Origin of the sequence: Lactobacillus taiwanensis DSM 21401, from assembly GCF_001436695.1 — a bacterium.
GTDB classification, from domain to species: Bacteria; Bacillota; Bacilli; order Lactobacillales; family Lactobacillaceae; genus Lactobacillus; species Lactobacillus taiwanensis.
This window is the reverse complement of record NZ_AYZG01000002.1, coordinates 1-22,106: the sequence shown is the minus strand read 5'-3', so window position 1 is coordinate 22,106 and position 22,106 is coordinate 1. Positions and strand designations below refer to the sequence as shown.

23 protein-coding genes are annotated in these 22,106 nt (G+C 33.0%); 15 read left to right on the top strand and 8 right to left on the bottom strand.

Annotation, left to right across the window (positions count from 1 at the left end; genetic code table 11):
• Window positions 1-100 precede the first annotated feature (100 nt).
• From FD18_RS09975 to FD18_RS09965, 3 genes are read left to right on the top strand one after another with little or no spacing between them, the layout of a single operon-like run.
• Entirely contained in the window at window positions 101-361 is a 261-nt protein-coding gene (locus tag FD18_RS09975) for a GNAT family N-acetyltransferase (RefSeq protein ID WP_235499841.1), read from the top strand.
• A gap of 59 nt (window positions 362-420) precedes the next feature.
• On the top strand, window positions 421-882 hold the full coding sequence (locus FD18_RS09970) for a GNAT family N-acetyltransferase (RefSeq protein ID WP_235499840.1): 462 nt from the start codon (window positions 421-423) through the stop codon (window positions 880-882).
• Window positions 872-1,183, top strand: a complete 312-nt coding sequence (locus FD18_RS09965; RefSeq protein ID WP_235499839.1) for a sterol carrier protein domain-containing protein — start codon at window positions 872-874, stop codon at window positions 1,181-1,183. Before FD18_RS09970 ends, FD18_RS09965 begins: the two co-directional genes overlap by 11 nt.
• 37 nt (window positions 1,184-1,220) lie before the next feature.
• Here FD18_RS09965 and FD18_RS01325 read toward each other — a convergent pair whose 3' ends face one another.
• Window positions 1,221-2,078, bottom strand: a complete 858-nt coding sequence (locus tag FD18_RS01325) for a 1-acyl-sn-glycerol-3-phosphate acyltransferase (RefSeq protein WP_057718190.1) — start codon at window positions 2,076-2,078, stop codon at window positions 1,221-1,223.
• A gap of 139 nt (window positions 2,079-2,217) precedes the next feature.
• Between FD18_RS01325 and FD18_RS01320 the strand changes: the two genes are divergently transcribed.
• Complete coding sequence (locus tag FD18_RS01320; protein WP_057718189.1) at window positions 2,218-2,865, top strand: NAD(P)-dependent oxidoreductase; 648 nt, start codon at window positions 2,218-2,220, stop codon at window positions 2,863-2,865.
• A 104-nt stretch (window positions 2,866-2,969) separates the two neighbouring features.
• On the opposite strand, the gene FD18_RS01315 is transcribed toward FD18_RS01320, so the two are convergent.
• The gene (locus FD18_RS01315; RefSeq protein WP_057718188.1) at window positions 2,970-3,659 is read right to left on the bottom strand and encodes a DUF975 family protein; all 690 of its coding nucleotides are present in this window, start codon (window positions 3,657-3,659) and stop codon (window positions 2,970-2,972) included.
• 141 nt (window positions 3,660-3,800) lie between these two features.
• Here FD18_RS01315 and FD18_RS01310 point away from each other — a divergent pair, with 141 nt between their 5' ends.
• Window positions 3,801-4,508, top strand: a complete 708-nt coding sequence (locus FD18_RS01310) for a YjjG family noncanonical pyrimidine nucleotidase (protein ID WP_057718187.1) — start codon at window positions 3,801-3,803, stop codon at window positions 4,506-4,508.
• A 34-nt stretch (window positions 4,509-4,542) separates the two neighbouring features.
• On the opposite strand, the gene FD18_RS01305 is transcribed toward FD18_RS01310, so the two are convergent.
• The 3 genes from FD18_RS01305 to FD18_RS01295 form a co-directional block, all read right to left on the bottom strand.
• A complete protein-coding gene (locus tag FD18_RS01305; protein ID WP_057718186.1) occupies window positions 4,543-5,382 on the bottom strand; it encodes a DegV family protein in 840 nt (279 codons plus the stop codon).
• Window positions 5,383-5,501: 119 nt separating this feature from the next.
• Window positions 5,502-5,687 (bottom strand): hypothetical protein, encoded by a 186-nt coding sequence (locus FD18_RS01300; RefSeq protein ID WP_057718185.1) that lies wholly within the window; start codon window positions 5,685-5,687, stop codon window positions 5,502-5,504.
• Between the two features lie 111 nt (window positions 5,688-5,798).
• Window positions 5,799-7,064 carry an MFS transporter gene (locus FD18_RS01295; protein ID WP_057718184.1) on the bottom strand — a complete coding sequence of 422 codons (1,266 nt, stop codon included), beginning with the start codon at window positions 7,062-7,064 and terminating at the stop codon, window positions 5,799-5,801.
• A 101-nt stretch (window positions 7,065-7,165) separates the two neighbouring features.
• Between FD18_RS01295 and FD18_RS01290 the strand changes: the two genes are divergently transcribed.
• The 3 genes from FD18_RS01290 to FD18_RS01280 all read left to right on the top strand — a co-directional run bounded on the left by FD18_RS01290 (window position 7,166) and on the right by FD18_RS01280 (window position 10,059).
• Entirely contained in the window at window positions 7,166-8,032 is an 867-nt protein-coding gene (locus tag FD18_RS01290) for a helix-turn-helix domain-containing protein (RefSeq protein WP_057718183.1), read from the top strand.
• Window positions 8,033-8,180: 148 nt separating this feature from the next.
• Complete coding sequence (locus FD18_RS01285) at window positions 8,181-8,459, top strand: hypothetical protein (protein WP_057718182.1); 279 nt, start codon at window positions 8,181-8,183, stop codon at window positions 8,457-8,459.
• Between the two features lie 4 nt (window positions 8,460-8,463).
• Window positions 8,464-10,059 carry an ATP-binding cassette domain-containing protein gene (locus FD18_RS01280; protein WP_057718181.1) on the top strand — a complete coding sequence of 532 codons (1,596 nt, stop codon included), beginning with the start codon at window positions 8,464-8,466 and terminating at the stop codon, window positions 10,057-10,059.
• Between the two features lie 207 nt (window positions 10,060-10,266).
• On the opposite strand, the gene FD18_RS01275 is transcribed toward FD18_RS01280, so the two are convergent.
• Window positions 10,267-11,859: an ATP-binding cassette domain-containing protein gene (locus FD18_RS01275; RefSeq protein WP_057718180.1), complete on the bottom strand. Its 1,593-nt coding sequence runs from the start codon at window positions 11,857-11,859 to the stop codon at window positions 10,267-10,269.
• Window positions 11,860-12,088: 229 nt separating this feature from the next.
• On the opposite strand from FD18_RS01275, the gene FD18_RS01270 reads away from it, so the two are divergent.
• Entirely contained in the window at window positions 12,089-14,017 is a 1,929-nt protein-coding gene (locus tag FD18_RS01270) for an elongation factor G (protein ID WP_057718179.1), read from the top strand.
• Between the two features lie 28 nt (window positions 14,018-14,045).
• On the opposite strand, the gene FD18_RS01265 is transcribed toward FD18_RS01270, so the two are convergent.
• Entirely contained in the window at window positions 14,046-14,972 is a 927-nt protein-coding gene (locus FD18_RS01265) for a magnesium transporter CorA family protein (protein WP_057718178.1), read from the bottom strand.
• A gap of 310 nt (window positions 14,973-15,282) precedes the next feature.
• On the opposite strand from FD18_RS01265, the gene FD18_RS09240 reads away from it, so the two are divergent.
• The 5 genes from FD18_RS09240 to FD18_RS01245 all read left to right on the top strand — a co-directional run bounded on the left by FD18_RS09240 (window position 15,283) and on the right by FD18_RS01245 (window position 20,602).
• Window positions 15,283-15,444, top strand: a complete 162-nt coding sequence (locus FD18_RS09240) for a CsbD family protein (protein ID WP_172972192.1) — start codon at window positions 15,283-15,285, stop codon at window positions 15,442-15,444.
• A 39-nt stretch (window positions 15,445-15,483) separates the two neighbouring features.
• Window positions 15,484-15,750, top strand: coding sequence for a GlsB/YeaQ/YmgE family stress response membrane protein (locus FD18_RS01260; RefSeq protein ID WP_057718177.1), 267 nt, complete (start codon window positions 15,484-15,486; stop codon window positions 15,748-15,750).
• A 135-nt stretch (window positions 15,751-15,885) separates the two neighbouring features.
• Window positions 15,886-16,713 (top strand): exodeoxyribonuclease III, encoded by an 828-nt coding sequence (locus FD18_RS01255; protein WP_057718176.1) that lies wholly within the window; start codon window positions 15,886-15,888, stop codon window positions 16,711-16,713.
• A 71-nt stretch (window positions 16,714-16,784) separates the two neighbouring features.
• The gene (locus FD18_RS01250; RefSeq protein ID WP_057718175.1) at window positions 16,785-19,625 is read left to right on the top strand and encodes a DEAD/DEAH box helicase; all 2,841 of its coding nucleotides are present in this window, start codon (window positions 16,785-16,787) and stop codon (window positions 19,623-19,625) included.
• A gap of 89 nt (window positions 19,626-19,714) precedes the next feature.
• A complete protein-coding gene (locus FD18_RS01245; RefSeq protein ID WP_057718174.1) occupies window positions 19,715-20,602 on the top strand; it encodes an alpha/beta hydrolase in 888 nt (295 codons plus the stop codon).
• A gap of 80 nt (window positions 20,603-20,682) precedes the next feature.
• Here the strand turns inward: FD18_RS01245 and FD18_RS01240 are convergent, their stop codons facing one another.
• Window positions 20,683-20,871, bottom strand: a complete 189-nt coding sequence (locus FD18_RS01240) for a DUF3923 family protein (RefSeq protein ID WP_057718173.1) — start codon at window positions 20,869-20,871, stop codon at window positions 20,683-20,685.
• A gap of 131 nt (window positions 20,872-21,002) precedes the next feature.
• On the opposite strand from FD18_RS01240, the gene FD18_RS01235 reads away from it, so the two are divergent.
• Entirely contained in the window at window positions 21,003-22,052 is a 1,050-nt protein-coding gene (locus FD18_RS01235; RefSeq protein WP_057718172.1) for an AI-2E family transporter, read from the top strand.
• Window positions 22,053-22,106 lie beyond the last annotated feature (54 nt).

Here is a 22,106-nt window from a genome sequence, read left to right as displayed (position 1 = left end):
AATCCTTTAGTCAGCACATGTAAAAGTCCTAACCAAGCGGTTAGGACTTTTTTGTTTGCTCTTTTATCTTAGTATATAAGATATGGAAATATATTGCGAAGTGTTAGAAAAGGTAAAAGCAAATGATGTACGGGAAGATATTAATTTTTTAAGTCGTTATAACCACAGTATGGGATTTGGTGAATATAAAGATGACGATCTTGCTAGCTATATTATGGTAAATGAATTTAAGAGTAGAATTTTTGCTAAAAAAGTTAAAATGGGAGGCGTCGGCTATGTTGCTTCCTATGCCGAAAACCGTGGCCTGATGAAGGATATTATTTTAGAATTACATGGTCAAATTATGCAATTTCGAACCTAGCACCATTTTCAGAAACTTTTTATCGGCGTTATGGTTATGAAAATGCTATTTATGAAGAAGTGTATCAAATTGATCCTGCCTACTTACGCTTCTTTAAACCTGTCAAAGAAGGAAAAGTGATACGCGGAAAATGGAGCGACTCAACCTTAAAAGAAGCAGTAATTAAGCTTTATCAGGCTAAACTCAATCAAGCTGATCAAAGAAATACGGTTGAACGTTCAGAGTGGTGGTGGGATAGGTTAGATACTTATTATCCAGGAAGATCAGTTTGTGTTTATTTTGATAAAAACAACCAGCCGCAGGGATATATGTTTTATCGGATTGTTGAGCGTAACTTTCAAATAGAAGAAATGTATTGTCAAACTCCGCAAGCAGCTCAAGCTCTATTAAGTATTATTGCAAGCCACAGCTCAAGTGACTTGAAATACTATGTAAAAATACCTGAAGAAAGCTTATTAGGAGAATTTTTCCCAGAGCAGGAAGGACTTTACTGTAAATACGCTGCCTTATATGATGACTAGAATAATCAATGTGAAGCAGATCCTAGAGGCTGTACCTGTAGTAAATAAAAAACAATTAGCTATTGAAATCACTGACGATGATATTATTGATGAAAATAACGATGTCTGGATGATTGACCAAAATAAGGTAAAAAAAGTAAAAACATCGCCAGACTATACCGCTTCTCTAACTAACTGGACCAAGGTACTTTTAGGCCATTTGACTTTGAAAAAGGCAGTTCAATTAGGTTTTATTAAAGAAAATCACCCAGTTGACAATGATTTTGTTAAGAGCGAAGTTTCATTCTATGATTACTTTTAATTAAAAATAGTTTTTCTGTTGTTCTAGGGCGGAAAAACTATTTTTTGTTATAGCCAGCAATATCCCAGTCTGTAAATTTGTAGTCCAATTTTTTATGATAGGCTTTTTCGTAAGCTTGTTTCTTTTGTTGGTAGTCAATTTCTTGCATTTTTTGTGCGTTTTCAACAATTGAAAGCTTGGGATTAGGATAAATGGTTGGCAAAACATGAAGAATCCAGCGTGTTTTATTGAATTCAGGATGCAATTTTTCTCGCTTCTTTGTGTCTCTAATTTCGACAAAACAAGAAATAATGGGAACGTTCATTTTAGCTGCATAATAATAGGCACCTTTTTGCAGGGGGCGAGGTTTGCGATAATTTTGCCATAATTCTTGCTCTGGGTAGATTACAATCCAATTATTTCTAAGCAAAATTCGTTCTAAATGTCTTGGTAAGTCTCGCCCCAAGTACTCTATGCTAGCAGTAACAGGAATACTATCAATATTTCTCATCAGGAATCCAATCCAGTTAGGAAGCTTAAGGTTGGCATCTTCAATGACAAAGTACAGTCTCTTATGGTAGTTCATTGCTAGTCGCTTGAGCGGTAAGCAATCGAACTGATTGTAGTGGTTACAAGTAACAATAGCTGAAGAAAGATTTTTAAGTGAAGTAGGATTATCAATTTTAGTATTAAAAGTTAATATAGGAGTTCCAACATTCAGAATTCCCCGGGCAATTAAATTAATTATTCTAGAAAACAATTTATCGTGATTAGTCCAAAAGTTTTTGACTAAGTTCAAGCGTTCTTTTTTACTTAAAATTGGATCATTTGGCTCAACCTTTGCATTAAAATTTTTCTCTTTGACGCTTTTTTTGATATTTAAAATAACTTGTCGCCGATTTTTTCCAATAATCATTTGTACTCTCCAAGATTTTATATGGTAATTATAAGTTCTATTTTATTTATTTTGCTTTTTAAAACCAAATATTATCCCATTTATTGTTTTTCATGCTAAGCTAAGGTAACAGATAAAATACAGAGAGGAGAAAACAATAATGAAAGTCGGTATTATTGGAGCTTCTGGTATGGCAGGAAGTGCAATTTATAAATTAGCTAGTCAAAATAAAGATTTAGAAGTAACTGGTATTGTTAGAGACGAAGATAAAGCTAAGAGAGTCTTAGGTAAGGATGCTAAGCTTTTAATTGGTGACGTACTAACAATGGATGACAGCTTACTTCAAGAATTTAATGTGATTGTTGATGCTTTTGGAACTATTCCAGAAAAGGCAAGAGATCAGGTAAAACTTGCTACTAAATTATGCGATTTAGCTAAGAATAAAGATATTAGGGTAATCTTCATTCTAGGTGCTGGTAGTCTTAGAACTGGAATTGATAACCACCTAGTTGTTGAAGATATTAAGAAATTAACTGGCTCTGAAAACTGGATTAATACGCCAAAAGAGCAATTGAATGAGTTAAATTACTTAAAGCAAGTTGAAGATGTAGATTGGCTTGGAATTTCACCAGCCTTAACTTTTGAAGCAGGTCCAGAAGCAGCTGGCTACAGGTTAGGTAACAATACTTTGCTCTACAACGATGATAATGAATCTAAAGTAACTTCAGGCACGATGGCACGCTTAGTTGTAAATGAGATTGTTCACCCAGAACATCACAAAGAAAGAATTACTTTAGTTGATGAATAAAAAATAACCGCTATAACTGTAGTGACCCCCCCGAAATCCGTGTCCGAATTTCGGGGGTCACTACACAACGCTCAGGCGCTATAGCGGTTATTTTTATGTGATATTTAATTATTAGCAACTAAGGAACGGTAGAAGTTAGCCTTAGTTTGACGGTAGTAAGGAGTAATCCAGATGAATCCAATTCCGCAAGTAATAATACCAAGTAGGCCCCAGCCAATGAAGCTTAAGTCTAAAACAAATAAGTCCATCTTGTGGCCGTCCATTAACTGACGACTTTCGGTAATAGCTTCAGTTGCTCCAATATCAGTTTGGCCAGCTGAAAACTTGTCTTTCAAAATATATGGTGTCATTGCATAGGAGTAGCCCTTAATGAAACCAGGAATAATGAATAAAATGGTCCATAAACTAACAAATAAGTTAGTCATAAACAGAGTGAACAAACTGTTTTTAAAACGGCCATTACTATAAGCGCTAAAAATACCAGAATACCAAGTTTCCATCTTGCCTGTTTCAACAAAATCTAAGATTGTGTAGGCAACTCCCCATAAAATTAAACCAGTAATTAAGCTAACAATAAATTCTGAAAGATTATATCCGGGTTTATATCCTTGAATTAAATTTTCTTTGTTAAAACGCAGAATCGTGTAAGTAAAGTCTTTTCCAGTCCAAATCCAGCGATTAAGATCCATAATAACTGCGTTGACTAGCCAAGCAAAGATAGTTAGGCAAATAGCCCAACCCCAATTGCCACGTAGCTGATCTTTAGCAGCTTGTTTCATTTGTGCACGTGTCATAGTATTGCTTTCCTCTAACAATATATTAACTTTTATTCAATTATAATCTTACCACTAATCTTTAAGTAATTTGAAAAACTAAATTCTACTATCTTCTGCTATAATCAAAATTACCAATTTAAATAGAAGAAGGGTTGCTACTTGAAATATAAACAATTAATTTTTGACGTTGACGATACTTTGATTGACTTTGCTGCTACGGAAGATTCATCTTTGCATGCATTGTTTAAATCGCATAAGTTGCCCCTTTCTTCTGATTTGCAGAAGCAATATCATACCTATAATCAAGGATTATGGCGCAGACTTGAGCTTGGCGAAATCACTTATGAGAAATTAAGTGAGATGACGTTTCATGATTTTATTAAAGAGCATTTTAATTTAGATGTAGATGGAAATGAATGGATGAATGAATATCGCTCTTATTTTGGAGAGGCTCATCAGTTGTTGCCTGGTGTGGAAGACATGCTTAAATTTGCTAAAAAGCAGGGATATAAGTTAACTGTATTAAGTAACGGTGAAAAATTTATGCAACGTCATCGTTTAGAGTTGGCTGGAATTAAGGACTATTTTGATCTGATTGTAACGTCTGAGGAAGCTCATTATTCTAAGCCAAATCCACATGCTTTTGATTATTTCTTTAGTAGGACTGAGATTGGCCCAAATGAAACTTTATTCTTTGGGGATGGTTTACAGTCAGATATTTTAGGTGCTGAAAAATACGGCTTTGACAGCATTTGGTATAATCATCGGCATCGTAAGGATAATATTGGACTTCATCCCTTATTTGAAGTTGAAACATATCCAGAATTTGTTAAATTAATGCAAAACGATTTTAAGAAGGCATATTAAAAGGAGTGCTTAAGCACTCCTTTTGTGTTACTATTTATTCTTTTTCAAAGCCAACCATTAAGCCGCCTTCTTCAGCATAGAAGCTGCAAAGGGCACCGCATTCGCCGAGAGTAACTTTAGCATCTGGGAAGTTATCTAAGATAATTTCTTTCATACTTAAAGCAGAACCTTCATTTTGAACGTGATCGATTTGAACGCGACCCCCTCTGTAGCCGGCTTTGACCATTTCATCTAAAAGTTTTCTTCTAGCTTTCTTAGCCCCGTGTGCCTTACCCAAAAGTTCAAATTCGCCTTTATTGTTGGCAGTTCCGATAACGAAAAGCTTTAACAAACCAGCAATTTTAGCGACAGCTGGAGTAATCCGTCCATTGTTACCTAGATTGGTTAAATCCTGCAACGCAAACATTAAATCAAGTTTGTGTTGATATTCTTCTGTTTCTTTAACGATGTCTTCAAAGGACTTACCAGCACTTGCTAAACTAGCAATTTTTTCAGCAAGTAGTCTTAATTGAGGACCGGCTGAACGAGAATCAAATACTAAAATTTTAGCCTTTGGATTCTTTTCATGATACATTTTAGCGGCTTGAGTAGCTGAATTATAACTACCGGAAAGTGCGCTAGTTAAAGTAATAACAAAAATTTCATCGCTGCCCTCAAAGGCCTTTAGCCAGTCATTTACGTTAGGACAAGCAGAGGTAGATTTATTTTTCGTATGCTTTAGCGTATGAAGAAACTTGTCTAAATCAATATCAGGTGTATCCATCCAAAGCTTGCCATCAACGTGAAGTGATAAAGGAACGGTAACGTGATCAATTCCGTCAATTTGATCAGCTGTAATATTTGCAGTTGAATCTGTAATAATTTTTATTGGCATATAGATTACCTCGAATTAAATATATTAAGCTATTTTCTTTCAGTCTAGAGAAGATAGATAGTAAAGTCAAAGAAAATGCTATCAGTACAAAAAAGGTCAGCCCGAGAGCTGACCCATTGTTAATGCGAAAACACTAGTCCTAATAAGCCGCCTAAGGCAACTAAAGCCAGAAGAGGCAATACTAGATAAGAAACGAAGGCAAATAGCAAGCCAACGATGATTAGGAAACCAACGATTTTTAACATGCCAATTCCTAGTTTCCAGAAAAGCCAAATGATTAATAAGGCTAATAAAAGTGAAAACATATTTCGAACCTTCTTATAAAAATTAAACTATATTTTGATATTAATCATATTACGAAATTGAGATAAAGTGTAGATAAGTTTTTATTAAGAATATGGGGAAAGTTAAGCCACTTAATCGTTAATAATAGCTGATTTGTTTACTTTTTGTTTAGTATTAAAAGCCATTTTGAATGAGACAAATAAGATGATAGATTCTATTGCTAATAAGATTATTAATGAATACTTTACATTTTTTAACCCAGAAACAGTTGTTAAAGCTGTAGTCATAACCGGAGCAACTACCATGAGGATAGTATTAAGCAAACCAACACTGGAGGCTAAAATTTTGCGATCAATTGTAGTAACAATCCATTGTTGCATTTTCAATGAAGCAATACTGGTTATAGCAGATAATAAGAAATAAATTGGCAAGATAAAAAATATATTGGCACAAAGAGCTGCAATGCTGGTTGCAATACTTAAAAATATGGCAAAAATTGTCACTGAAAAAATAGATTGTTTTTTGAATAATTGAGGACCAAAAGTGCTGCCTAAAATTGCACCGGCACTGGCAAATATTCCCATGATTGCAATTGTAAAACTATAGCTTGAGATAATCATTGTTGAACGGTTAGCAGCAATAACGATTGGAATCAATGAGCCACTAGAAGATAACGCACCATTGAGTAGAGCGATGAGTAAAATAATCGAGACTAAACCAGGAGCTTTCTTCATTTGAAGGCATGATGTTTTCATAGTCGCGAAAAATTTTTGTTCATTAATTTCTTGTTGTTCGAGAGGCTTTTCATCATTTTTATAATGAATACCAACGCTAGCATATAAAATTCCGGCTGATAAAAAAGTCAAGGCGTTAATAAAAGCAAGACTTGAGTAGGATAAAAATAATAAAAGACCTGATCCAATAAATTGGGCAGCAGTAGTGATTATTTGACTAATTCCATTAGTAAATCCTTCTGCTTCTGAAAATTCTTTTTCTCCAACTAAATTAACAAGTAAAGGAGCAACTAGTCCAGTTGAATAAGCACCTACTGTGTCTGAAATGAAATTAATAGCGATAACAGCAAGAACCACATTCCATTGAGAAATATTTGTAACAAATAAAATACCAACTAGGCTGTATAAAATGAACCTGACTAAAGCCATGATAAATAGGCTTTTGAATTTCCTTTGAGTCTTATCGGCTAAATAACCACCAAATATATCAAATAATCGTGGAATAGATTCAGAGATAGCAATTAATGAGAGCGCTAGTGAATAGTTTTGAAGTTTACTTGCGTAGGTCATTAGAGCCAAGTAAAAAAGAATATCCCCCGCACTTGAAAGAAAACTAGCAATTGAGAAACGACGATAGTCTCTATTTTTAATGAATATATTCATAATAATTAACTCCTTAAAACTTCATATTGATCTAATGCTAGCAGGGAATTAAAATTATTTTTAAATAATTCATATTTGAATATTAATTTTAGGAGAAGAGTATGACAATTGGTGAATTATTAAAAGAATATAGAATTAGTCAAGGGAAAAAGCAAAAAGAGTTTACTAATAATGGCGAAATTATCAGTCAATCCTTCTATTCTAAGGTAGAAAAAGATAGTAATAAAATAACTGTGGATAATCTAATAGAGCTACTACACTACAATAACATTTCATTGTGGGAATTTTTCAGTCGTTTAAATCAGAATGATGATATGCGACATCAACAAATGGAAGAATTGCATAACATGATGATTAGTGCTTACTACGATCGAAATGATAGAGAATTACTAAATATAAAATCGTTAATAGCTGAAAGTAACATGTCAGATAAAGATAAAAGAGAGCAGGAATTAATTGTAGATGGCTGGATAGAGTCAATAAAAACTAATCCTAAATCGTATAATAAAAATTTAAGAGAAGAGCTAAAGGATAAAATTTTTGATAGTCCTAATATGGATAAAAACACTATTACTCTATATTGTAATTTTATGACTTTTTATGATTTGGAAAATAATAAATTTATTGCAACAAAAATTCTTGATCAACATAAAAATACTCATAATGTTGATCTTCAAATAGCACTGTTAGCAATAATTGGAAATATACTTGCTATTTCGATTGAAAAAGATAATGTTGATAATCTAGATTTTTTTATTCAAACTGCAGAGCATATTCCTACGAGACCAGAAACATTTTTTTATAAAAATGGACTATTTTTATTTAAAAATTTAATTAAATATAAGAAGGAAAAAGAGAATATATATATTGATAACTGTTGGCAAGCGGTTGAAACGTATATCAATTTGAATATGGAGATTTACGGAAATAAATTAAAAAAATTCTTAATGAGACAAATAAATAAATAAGTATGAGTCATATTTGAAAATAAAATTCAAATATGACTTTTCTGTATAATTTTTTATTTTTTTATAATAATATCTATAGAATTTAAATGCTTGGAGGAAAAATAAATGGAAGATATTTTATTTAAGTTACTTACCATATAACAAAAAAATGGTTGCATATTGTTATGATAATTATTTTGGTAAAGATTGGCATCCACAATTACGAAAATTACATGTTACAAAAGTAAATATTCCAATCGATGTAAAAAATAGTATCCTTAACTTTTTTAAAGTAGCACATATAACTTTTGGTACAGTAGATTTTATTATAAAGGATGACAAGTGGTACTTTTTAGAAATTAATGTCAATGGTGACTGGGCGTGGTTAGAAAATCTAGCAAATACTAGTTTTTCTCATCTTTTAATAGCCACATTATTGGAGGGATGAAGCAATGAAAAAGTACATCCAAGAATTTAGGCCACAGTTTATTTTTCTTACCCTTTTACTTACGATAGTAGCCGGATTAGATGTATATGGTGCGGTGATTATCTCTAACGTAATTAACGCAATTGTTAAGCGACAACTTGCAGTTTTCTACCAACAACTTATTCTTTGGATTTTAATATGGGGCTTAATCATTATTATCCGCTACACTCTTTCTATTTTTGAAACTAAGTTTGAGCAAGGAATAGCTAATAAGATTCGTGCTGATATTTTGAAGGCTATTTCTAATGAAAGCTATGAAAAGTATAACAATTCAGATAGTAGCCGGTTTGTTTCTTGGATGAATAATGATACGCAACAGATTGTTGATAAGGGATTAACATATCTATATACCGTTATTGAAGCTATAGCTTTAATTGTTTTATCTCTAATCACATTGTGGACTTATAGTATTTGGATTGTTCTGGCTGCTTTAGTTTTAGCTGCAATTACTCTTTATCTTCCTCGATTGCTAAATAAACGTCTGGTTCAGACCTCTAAAATTTTAACGGAAAAAAATGAAAACTTTGTTCAAGTAGCATCTGACTTACTTGGTAGTTTTAATATGCTTTTTTCCTTTAATAGTTTGTCCCTTATGAGAAAAAATATAAATAATGAATCTGAAAGGTTAAAAGATGCCTATGTTGCACAAGCAAAAGTATACGGTGGAATTGCTGCTTTAGGATTTATTAGCAATGTAATTTCTCAAATTGGCTTAACCGGGCTAGCAGGACTTTTAGCTTATAATGGCGTAATTACGATTGGTGCTATATTTTCAATTAGTAATCTAACTAGTAATATCTTCAATAGTGTAGGAAACATGCCAAACTACTTAAGCTACATTAAGAGCACAGAACCTATTTTTGCTAAGTTTAAGAAGTTTATTCTGGATAATCCACCTGACAAAAAGAAAAATCAATTATCTATGAATCACCCATTTTTAGAAATGAAAAATGTAACTTTTCACTATCCGCATACTAAACGAAATATCTTACATGATTTTTCTTATAATTTTGAGCAGAATAAAAATTATCTTCTTGATGGAGATAGTGGGTGTGGGAAAAGTACTATTTTGAAATTATTGGCAGGATTTTATCCATCCTATGAGGGTGAGATTTTGCTTAAGGGACATAATCTGAACGAATATTCTCAAGAGCAACTCCATCAGAATATTTTTTATTTGGATCAACATCCCCAAGTAATTAAAGGAACAGTTCGAGATAATCTTAATTTAACTAGCCATTATAGTGATCGTGAATTAAAGCAGGCCTTGTCTCAAGTTCATTTAGAGAGTAATGATGAATTTTTAGACGCATATATTGAAAAAGGTGGTAGTAGTTTATCGGGTGGTCAATTGCAAAGGTTAGCTTTAGCTAGGGCAATATTACGTAATTTTGAAATCTTTTTAATGGATGAAGGAACGACTGGTGTAGAAGAAAAAACAGCAATTGAGTTAGAGCAATTGTTGCTAAAAGATCCTACTAAAACAGTTATCGTAGTAAATCATAGCGAAGTAGAAGAAAATCGAAGGCTGTTTGATCAAGTAATTACAATAAAGAAATAGTTTTAAATAAACCGCTTTCATAATTTGCAAAAATGTGCTATATTAATGGTGTGAAATAGCTCTAGTAGAAGTCACGATTAAGATTATTAGAAATTATATTTTTATTAATTAAGTAGACGATACTCTAGCTATTGCAATTCATAAATATAATTCATAAGTAAAAAGGAAGTTCTATTTTGAACTTCCTTTTTATTAGTCTATTAGCTATTATTTAGCGACTAAATTAACAACTTGATTAAATTTTTGTTTATCCTCAATACTCATAGTATGTTCAATCTCAATAATTGTTTGGGGAAGACTTTGTAAGAGAGAAAAAACCTGCTTACGACTGTCATCATCAAGACCTGATAAACCCTCATCAACAAGTAAAAATTCCTTTTTATTTAATAATGCTCGAGCAATCTCTACTTTTCGTTTCTCTCCGCCAGATAAAGATAATCCCTTTTCTCCAATTGGTGTGTCTAAATGCTTTTTATTTGCTAAATATTCTAACTTAACTTTTTTCAAAACTTTAATTAGCTGAGAAGAAGGAATATCTTTACCTAAAGTTAGATTGAAACGTAATGATTCCGCAAAAATATATGTATCTTGACCTACAATTCCAAAATTAGAAAGAAAATTACTTTTATTTAATTGATTATCAACTAGGATTTTTCCTTTAATTAAAGGTAATTCATTTAATAAACTTTTAAATAAGGTTGATTTACCAATTCCCGATTTGCCAGTTATTAATATTTTATCTCCTTCAAAAATTTTAAAATTAATATTTTTTAATATAGCAAAATTATCATATCCAAGAGTACAATTATCAAAAACAATCTTTTGTTGGTCAGGAAGATTTACAAATGACAAGTTATTGAATTGCTTAGATATCGGTTTTTGTAGTGCTTTATTTTTTAATAGTGGGCTAACTGAATTCAATTGGTTAGTAATGTTTACTATTGAAATAATGGGACTCGTCAAGCGATCGGAAGCAAGAAAAAGTGAAATTAACCCTCTAACAAGTATTTGACCATTAACTACGAAAAAAGATCCAACGGCTAGAGAAATAACCATAGAAATAGTATATGAGACTTGAGCAAAAAAGTTAGAGGTATTACGACGAAAATTCATAAAGAAATACTTTTTTTCTTCTATCAATAGAGCTTTTTTAATGAATAATTTAAATTTTGAGTCGGCATTAGCATGTCTAATAGTATTAAATCCATGTATAGCATCACTAACTTTTAAGTTATAGGTCTCATAACTCTGATTCCAGCTTTTAGTTCCATTTTGAATCCAGTTTCGTGTTAAACGAGGGATCGTTGCAGGTAATAAACCGCAAATTAGAAAAACTAAAGCTGCAATACCGTTTATACTTAGAATATAAATAAGCGAGACAATAGTTTGTTCAATACAGTAAATCAACATAATAGTAGAATCAATACATTGACTTTCAATTTGCTTCACGTTGACGTTAATGAAGTTTAACGTATTAGTCATTTTATTTTCACTAGGGGAATCATTGAAATTATTAAAAGCTCTTGAACGTAAAAATTGGTTGCTATATTTGGTAAGTTTTCCCCAGCAAAGTTGCCAAAGATAAAAACTTATATTCAAAAAAAGCATTAAACCAAGATATAATAAGAGAATTTTGGGAATATCATTGAATTTCCTTTGAGAAAGTGTATTAGTTATTTTTCCAATTATGTAGGGTGAAATAACTCCATCTAGGGATGCGAATGCACTAGTCAGTATCAGAGCTAGAAATAACAGTTTATTTTTAGATAGTATTTTTTTAAAGAATGAAGGGATAGTCATGGTAAATACCTTTGTTCGTTATAAAATTGAATACAGATTATTGTGTATATTAGTTTTAATATATATTTAATCGTTTTTTTATAAATACTTATATTATATCCATGAAGATTAAGACGTCAATATAGACAAAATATTTAATTAATCTTTTGAAATTCATGACAATAAATCAAACTAATTTTTAATAAGCTATAATAAAAGTACTATCTATATTTTTTGGAAAAATAAACTAATGAAAAAACTAACAATAGGAATTTTAGCTCATGTAGATGCGGGAAAAACTACCTTATCAGAAGCGATGCTCTACAAAAGTGGCACATTGAGGAAATTAGGTGCAGTTGATAAAGGAACTGCATATTTGGACAATGATAATTTAGAAAAGAAACGCGGAATTACGATCTTTTCTCACATGGCGCGCATTCAAAATGAAAATAGCGAATTACTTCTCTTAGATACTCCCGGCCACATTGATTTTGCTCAAGAAATGGAAGAGACACTTAGCGTATTAGATTACGCAATTTTAGTTGTGTCGGCTGGTGAAGGCGTAACTGCTTATACACAGACGCTTTGGAACCTATTGAAAAATCACAAGATTCCAACTTTTATTTTTGTTAATAAGATAGACACTTTAAAGGCTGATAAGGAAAAGGTTCTTCACAACTTAAGTACACTCGATGACAACTGTGTTGAGTTTGAGAATGAAGATTCCGATTTTTATGAAAAAATTGCTACAACAGATGAGTCAATTTTAGAAGAATATCTAGAATCTGGTCAGATAAAAGACGAAGAAATCAAAGATTTGATCTTTCAAAGAAGAATTTTTCCAGTGTATTTTGGTGCGGCTTTAAAATTAAAAGGCGTAGCTGAATTTTTGCAGGAACTAGATAAGTGGACTAAGAAAATAGAGTATCCTGAGAAATTTGCTAGCCGTATTTTTAAGATTTCTCACGATGAGAAGGACGAGCGGTTAACTTGGCTTAAAGTTACTGGCGGCGAATTAAAGGCCAAGACTGAGCTAATGCCTGATGAAAAGGTAAACGAAATTCGTATCTATAACGGTACTAAATATCAGGTAGTTCCTAGGGCTCAAGCTGGCGAAATCGGTGCTGTAAGTGGACTTAGAACTACCTATCCTGGTCAAGGCTTAGGCTTTGAAAGAGATCAAACGAACTTTGCAATGCAGCCAGTTCTAACTTATGCAGTTCAGACTGCACCAGATAAGACACATGCGACGCTAACAGCTCTAAGACAGCTAGAAGATGAAAATCCGCAATTGCACGTTAAGTGGAACAAACAGGCAGAAGAGATTAGCATTGATGTAATGGGGAAGATCCAGTTAGAGATTCTCCAGCAACTATTACTCGATCGCTTTAATTTAAAAGTTGAATTTACTCAGGGCAAGATTCTTTACCAAGAAAGTATTAAAGCTTCAGTGGAAGGGGTAGGTCACTTTGAACCTTTAAGGCACTATGCAGAAGTTCACTTGTTACTCACTCCTGGTAAAAACGGAAGTGGCTTGGTTTTCAAAAATGAGTGCAGCCTAGAAGTATTGCCTAAGAAATGGCAAGACCAGATAATGGAGAGTCTAGCTAATAAAGAGCATCTGGGTGTTTTAATCGGCTCTCCTCTAACTGATGTTGAAATTATCCTGATTGGTGGTCGCGGCAGCAATGTACACACAGTAGGTGGCGACTTTAGAGAGGCGACCTATCGTGCAGTGCGACAAGGTTTAATGGAATTAAAAGTGCAAAATCAAGTATCTTTACTTGAGCCTTGGTATCAATTTACTTTAAGGATTAATCAAGAACAGGTTGGTCGGGCAATTAATGATATTGAGAAAATGGGCGGAAAGTTTGAAATTGGGGAAAGTAGTGCCAATATCGTAACAATTACTGGTCAAGCGCCAGTGGCACAGATGCAAGACTATGCGACTGAAGTTAGGAATTATTCACACGGCAGGGGTCAATTAGAATGTTTATTTACAGGATATCAAGAATGTAAAAATAGTGGTGAAGTTATTGCGGATGCAAATTACGATCCCGTTTCTGATATTAACAATACGCCTAATTCTGTTTTTTGTTCTCGTGGTGCAGGGCATACCGTCGTATGGGATGAGATACCCGATCATGCTCAATATCCGTATTTAAAATCTAAAAATTGATTGTTGTAAGTTAAAAGCATAGGCAGAATTATTTTAGATAATTCTTTTTTCGCAAAAGTAAAGCTGAAATAATGGCTAAGGTAGCCCCAAATAAAGTTACCCATAAAAATCCAAGTTCATTCTCCTTACCAGGCAATCCGCCAACGTTCATACCCCAGATACCGCTAATTAAAGCTGGAATTGAAATAATTAAGGCAAGGGAATCTAAATATTTCATTAAGTTGTTTAAATGATTATCCATCATTGCCGAGAAGAGGCCATTAATTGATTCTAAAAGATCGCGATAAACTTTAATTTTCTTAGTAAGTCGACGTTGAGAAAGAAGCAAATCAATAATCAAGTTTGAGTTGACAGATTTTTTCTCTTTAAAAAAGTCAATTATAGATTCAATAGAAGAAGCCTGATCATCCATTGTGTGATTAAAGTAAACCAAAGTTCTAGTTAAATCAGTTGCTTCCTTTAAAGATTTAGTTTTAGTAGTCGTTCTTGCTGCCCGATCTAAATGATCAAGTTGTTGTTTTATTTTGTTAAGTTCTTCATTAAAGCACTGATTTTGATAGAGTAATTGCTTAATTAAAAGATCTTCAACCGATAAGTTGGCAATTGATTTTGGATCTTCTAAAGTAGGAGCCGGTATTTTTTGTAAAATTAAGATTAATTGTTGAGAATTAAAAACTGCAATTGTGGGGTAAATTGCATCTTCTACTTGGCTTTGGCTAGAATCAAAATTAAAAGAGACAAAAATCTGTGCGTTTTTTAATTTACAGTTGGGCAAAGAATTAAAGTGCGACACTTCGGTAGCAGAGAATTCCTTAGCAAAAATATCATGATCGCAACCGATTGCTTTTTCTATTTCATTTAGTTCGTTAGAAGTGGGACGAACTAAAATTATGAGTTTAGCCATTAAAAAGTTATTGTGTTTTATTTGTCCATTTTTATCATATACGCTAATCATAAAAGGTTCTCCTAACTAGTTTTTTTAGGCTAAATATATCATATACGGAAAGTAGATAGAGATTTAATGCTTAGTAGTAAGAAAGATGGACATGTGCTAATTAATTTCAATATATGTATAGTAAAAATTAATTTTTAATTAGTGTACATAACAAGTTATTAAGTAAATCTTAAGCTTAGCCGTCTTAAGGCACCATATTATCTTTATAAATTAGTCCTTGATATGATTAGGTTAATCACTTAACAAAGATTGAAAATAGCTAGCTAGAAGATCTTTTAATGTGTCCTAACGAAAGGAGAACTAGATTATGATGAAAGACAAACATGGTATTAAGGATAAGGTAGCTGGAAAGCTTAAAGAAGTAGAAGGGAAAATCACTGGTGATAAAGCTCGTGAGGTCGAAGGAAAAGCTCAACAGGCTAAAGGAAAGGTGAAATCTAAGGCTACTGAAGTAAAAGAAGACTTAGAATAATCTGCTTATTGTATATTTTAGGAATAGGAGGCGATCCCCATGCTCCATTGGATTTGGGTTTTGATTGTCGGAGGTGTAATCGGGTTGATTGCAGGAGCCATTACTCATAAAGGCGGCTCAATGAACTGGATTGCTAATATTATTGCTGGGCTAGTAGGTTCATCTCTAGGTGAAGCTTTGCTTGGTGCTTGGGGTCCGCAAGTAGCGGGAATGGCAATTGTTCCATCATTACTAGGAGCTATTATTTTAGTTATCTTAGTATCATGGATTATGACAATGTTATTTGGTCCTAAGGCTAGCGAATAAATCATATTCAACACAATTTAATAATATCTCACAAAAGAGCAGTCTTAGCAGGCTGCTTTTTTCTATGGGCGGCGTTCTGGCTTTTCATAGTATAATGAACGTGATATAAAAATTTAGGTAAGAAAAGAGATAATAATGCGTTTAATTTCATGGAATATTGACTCCCTTAATGCCGCTTTAACCAGTGATTCACCGCGTGCTCAACTTACACGTGGCGTTTTAAATATAATTAAAGAAAAAGATCCTGATATTATTGCCATTCAAGAAACTAAATTACGGTCTACTGGTCCGACTAAGAAGCATCAAGAAATTTTAGCTGAAATGTTTCCTAACTATGATTATGTATGGCGTTCTTCTGAAGAACCTGCACGAAAAGGCTATGCAGGAACTATGTTTTTGTATAAAAATACTTTAATGCCTGAAGTAACTAAGCCGACTATTGGCGCACCCGATACAATGGATTATGAAGGACGAATCTTAACCTTAGAATTCGATAATTATTATGTTACTCAAGTCTATACACCAAATTCTGGAAACGAATTAAGACGATTAGAAGATCGTCAAATTTGGGATGAAAAGTATACAGAATATTTACAAAAATTAGATAAAAGTAAACCAGTAATCGCTAGTGGTGACTATAATGTTGCACATACTCCAATTGATTTGAAACACCCTGAAAATAATCATCATAACGCTGGCTTTACTGATGAAGAAAGACAAGGATTTGATAAGCTACTCAAACTTGGCTTTACTGATACATTTAGAAAAGTTCATGACAATATTGAAGGAGTCTATTCTTGGTGGGCTCAAAGAGTGAGAACCAGCAAGGCTAATAACTCAGGCTGGAGAATTGACTATTATATTGTTTCTGATAGAATTGCTGATCAGGTAACTAAATCAGAAATGATCGATACAGGAGAGCGCAAAGATCATTGTCCAATTATGCTAGAAATTAATTTATAATTATCCACTTGTGGATAAGTGAAGAAGATCGTTTGGGTCTTCTTTTTTAATTTAGATGGGAAGTGAAGACTGTGGATAACGTTTTAAAAGAAGCAATTTTAAATGGCTTGTATGACAAAAATGAAAATAAGGGAAATGAGTTTATCGGTCCCCAGTTAGTAAATAATGATGATCAAGATAAAATTTGGTTTACTTTGCGACAAGAATTGCTGTCAACTACTTCTTTTACTTGGGCAGTCGCTTTTATCTCAGAAAATATGCTTGTTCCATTTAAATTAGTGATGTCGGAACTAGCTAAAAAAGGAATTAGCGGTACGTTAATTACAGGTACGTATCTTGGTTTTAATAGTCCGAAAGTTTTCAAGGAATTAATGAAAATACCGAACCTGAAAGTTCGTTTAAGTGAAGAAGCTGGTTTTCACGCTAAGGGATATATTTTTAACCATGAGGATTATCAAACTATTTTAATTGGGAGTGCAAATTTTACTAGATCAGCTTTATTGAAAAATTGCGAGTGGGGATTAAAAGTAACTTCTCATGAAAATGGCCAATTAGTTCAAGAAGTTAATAATCAAATTCAGAGTACGTTTACTACTAGTATTCCGCTTACCAATTCCTGGATTAGAGAATACGGGAAAAATTGGCAGCCTGTCAAAAAGACCGTTATGCATTTGGCAAATAATCAGAAAGAAAATATTTTACCTAATAAGATGCAAAAAGCAGCTTTAAATAATTTAGCTGCTCTAGTAAATGAGAATGCAAAAAGAGCCCTGGTCGTTTCTGCCACTGGAACTGGAAAAACATATTTAGGAGCATTTGCAGTTCGAGAATATCAACCTAAAAAATTCCTCTATCTAGTACATCGAGAACAAATTGCGAAAAAATCTTTAGAGAGTTTTTATAAGGTAATTGGCGGAAAACGTGAGGACTATGGTTTATTAACTGGAAATAATCATGATTTTAATAAAAAGTATCTTTTTGGAACTATTCAAACTTTAAGTCAGGACAAAGTTTTAGCAGAATTAGAGCCAAAAGAATTCGATTATATTTTAATTGATGAAGCCCATCGAGTGGCCGCTCCAACTTATCAAAAAATTTTAGAACACTTTACACCTAAGTTTTTACTAGGGATGACCGCTACACCAGAAAGAATGGATAAGCAAAACATCTATGAAGTATTTGATTATCACTTAGCTTATGAAATTAGGTTAAAGGATGCCTTGAATGAGCAGATGTTAACACCGTTTCATTATGTGGGAGTAGAAGATTATACAGTAGATGATGAGATAATTACTGAAACTAGTAAATTAAAAGACTTAGTTGCTGAAAAGCGAGTTGAGTATGTCCTTAAGCAGCTTGATTACTATGGCTATTGCGGTAAAAAAGCTAAAGGCTTAGTATTTTGCAGTCGGCAAGAAGAAGCACGAAAGTTAGCAGAATTATTTACCCAAGCAGGACACCCTGCACAGGCTCTGACTAATGAAGACAGTCAGAAGAAACGAGTAGAAGTAACTAAAAAGTTAGAAAATGGTGAATTAGAATATATATTTACCGTAGATCTATTTAACGAAGGAATTGATATTCCATCCCTAAATCAGATTGTGATGCTCCGAAATACCCAATCGAGTATTATTTTTATTCAACAACTAGGTCGTGGGCTGCGTAAATTTCCTGGAAAAGACTATGTAACTGTAATTGATTTCCTGGGTAATTATAAGAATAACTATCTAATTCCAATTGCCTTAAATGGTGATAAGAGCCGTGACAAAGACCAACTTGTTAGAGAAAGTAAATTACCGCAAGTTATCGATGTTTCAACAATTAACTTTACTGAAGTAGCTTCACAAAGGATTTTAGATTCACTTGAAAAAATAAAACTAGATAGCATGCGGGAACTAAAAAAGTCTTACGAAGATTTGAAGGCAAAACTAGGTCACGCACCTCTTTTATATGACTTCTATCAATATGGAACAACTGCTCCAACTGTTTTTGCCAAAAATCATCTTTTAGCCCATTATGGTGACTTTTTAAAGAAAATGGGAGAAAACGTCGAGCTAACAGATTATCAAAGTTCTGTTTTATCTTTTGTAACGAAGGAGTTGTTATTTGGTAAAAGACCGCATGAATTATTGCTACTAGAAAGCTACTTAGGTAAAGAAAAGGTAAGTGAAGCATCTTATCTGCAATTACTTGAAGGAAAAAATTGTTACGTAAATGATGCTGTATTAGAGTCAGTTGATAAAGTTCTATCCTTAGAATTTTTTGACGTAAAGCAAGGAAAAACAACAAAAAAAGAGCAGTATGGCAATGTTCCCTTAGTTGAAAAGAGAGGAAAGTACTATCTATTTTCAAGTCAACTTTTACAGGCCTTAAGTGATAATCAGCAATTTAAAGACCTATTTAACGATGTTATAAAAACAGGCTTGGCGCTTTCAAAAGAATATAATTCTGATCAACAATTTACTTTGTATAAGCAATATGATCGTAAAGACGTTTGTCGCCTATTAAACTGGCCTAAGGATGTTTCTGCGCCAATGTATGGTTATCGTGTTGGTGAAAAAGAAACGCCGATTTTTATCACTTACCAAAAAGATTCAAAGAAGAAGAGAAATGCCCGCTATCATAATACTTTAGAAAATGGACATAGTTTGCGCTGGTATACCCGTACGCCACGTCACATTGATTCAGATGAGGTAAAACGGCTGCTTAATACAAAAGATATGAAATTACACCTATTTGTTAAGCAAAGTGATGCAGCAGGAAAGGAATTTTATTACTTAGGGACTGCCGATATCCAAAAGGATTCTGTTAAAGAAGAAAAAATAGGTTTAAAACAAAAGAGTACAGTTGGAATGAATCTAATTCTCAAGCATCCGTTAAATCAAGCCATCTATGATTTGCTTTTTAGTTAAGAATTAAGCATAGTTTAGAATAAATTATAGAAATTCGTAATAATTATTTGATAAATTTTAAGTTGCGAAAATGAAGGGATGAGATAAGGGTGAAACTAAAACTAGTCTCTTTAATTACTTTATTAGCGGTAGTTTTGACTGGATGCAGTTTTCAAAACAAACCTAATAGAGCTAATGCAGCACATAAATACTATGTTGAAAAACGTGAAACACCGAAAAATAACCTCAATGTAATTCCAACATTATTTTTCCATGGGGGACTAAGTAATTATCATGGAGAAGAGAATATGGTAAAAGCTGCTCAAGAAGCTGGAGTGACTAATTCTGTCATTAGAGCCGATGTAGATGCAAATGGAAAGGTTAGACTAATTGGTACTATTCCAAATAACGCTGTTAATCCAATTGTAGAGGTAAACTATCGAAATAACGTTCAACTTGATTTTAAAGAAAATGGACGTTACGCCAGAAATGTAGTTCAGACTTTACAAAATGAGTATGGAATTAAAAAGGTAAATATGGTGGGACATTCCCTGGGAAATACTTCAATTATGTATTATCTCCTGCAAGCTGCCCACAATCCAAATTTACCAAGATTAAATAAGCAAGTCTCAATTGGTGGACATTTTGATGGGCTTGATTTTAAGCAGCTGCCAATTGCTATTAGACAGCCTGCTAATCTTCGAGTTAATGATGAAGGAAAGCCAAATAAAATGAATGCCACCTATCGTGAAATGGCAAAATTACGAACTCTTTATCCAACCAAAGAAATAGACGTATTAAACATTATTGGTAATATTGGTGGAAATTCGGATGGGATTGTAAAAAATGCTTCATCTCTTTCATTAGAATATTTAGTTGAGCCGACGGCTAAAAGCTATCGCGTAGTCACAATAACTGGCAAGAATGCGGAACATGGACAATTAACTTATAATAAGCAGGTAGAGAAGCAGATTATTAATTTTTTATGGCTACAATAACAAAATAAAAGAAGATGTTTGAAACATCTTCTTTTTTAAATCTTATTATCATGATGATTCTTTTTATCAAAATTGTGAAGCTAGATACCCCAGGCGGCTTGAAATTCGATAATTAACACGCTAGCAGAGATGAGTACTAAGAGAATTAAGGCATAACTAGCGGTTTCACCTAATTCATAGGTATCAAAACCATATGTAAAGAGTTTACCGCCTCCATAACTAATCAAAATTATCCAATAAATGTTTGCTAACCACCACAGTTTTCTCATTTAGATACCGCTTTCATTTACCGCAGATAGTTATTATAGCATTCTTATAGGTAATTAAAAGTTTACTGCAAGTCTCATAGGAAAAAGATAAGTGTATAATTAAGTAAAAAATAGGGAGGCAAGTAAACTAAATGGGACAAGCTTGGGATAAGTTTAAAGAAAATACAACTGCACATCGTCTTGTGACACTCTGCTTAATTATTCTGGTTTTATATGCAGCTCGTTCGATGATGAACACCATCTTGCTAACGTTTATTTTCACATATTTAATTGTGCATTTAATTCGATTTACGCAAAAGAAAATTCCTAGCCTACCCGCACAGATAATTGTAGTTTTTGCTTATCTCTTAGTAATTGCAATTATTTATTTTGCAATTACGATCTATGTGCCAATTTTAATTAAGCAAATTGTAAAAATGAGTCATTCTCTGATTAAATTCTATCAATCGGATGATATGAATTGGATATCACGTTACTTAAGTCGTTATATTAGCAATAGTGAAATTACGACACAGGCAAAACATGGTGTAACTATTTTAGTTCATGCTTTAACTAATTTTGGAACATTAACTATAGCGTTCTTCATGTCACTAATCATGAGTTTTTTCTACACAATTGAGCTTAATTCAATGACTGAATTCTCTCATACTTTTTTGCATAGCCGTCACTTATCATGGCTATTTGAAGATATTGCATATTTTGGCAATAAGTTTGTTAATACTTTTGGCGTTGTCTTAGAAGCTCAATTCTTCATTGCATTATGTAATACAGCAATGACAATGATTTGCCTAATCATTATGAAAATGCCGCAGATTATTGCGCTAGGACTAATGGTCTTCATTCTAAGCTTGATCCCGGTTGCCGGTGTAATTATTTCCTTGATTCCGTTAAGTCTCGTCGCATATTCCGTTGGCGGAATTAGGTATGTGATTTATATCTTTATTATCATTATGATAATTCACGCGATCGAAGCCTATATTTTGAATCCCAAATTTATGTCGAGTAAGACCGAACTACCAATCTTTTATACGTTTGTTGTTTTACTTGCCGGGGAACATTTCCTTGGAACATGGGGATTAATCGTAGGAGTACCGATCTTTACCTTCTTGTTAGATATTTTAGGAGTAAAGTCAGTTAAAAGGAAAAAACCTCAAATTTTAAAAATTGAAAGCAAAAAATAAAGGCTGTTTGTCAAATCCTGTTGATGAATAGTTTTGAAAAAGAATCAAGCAACT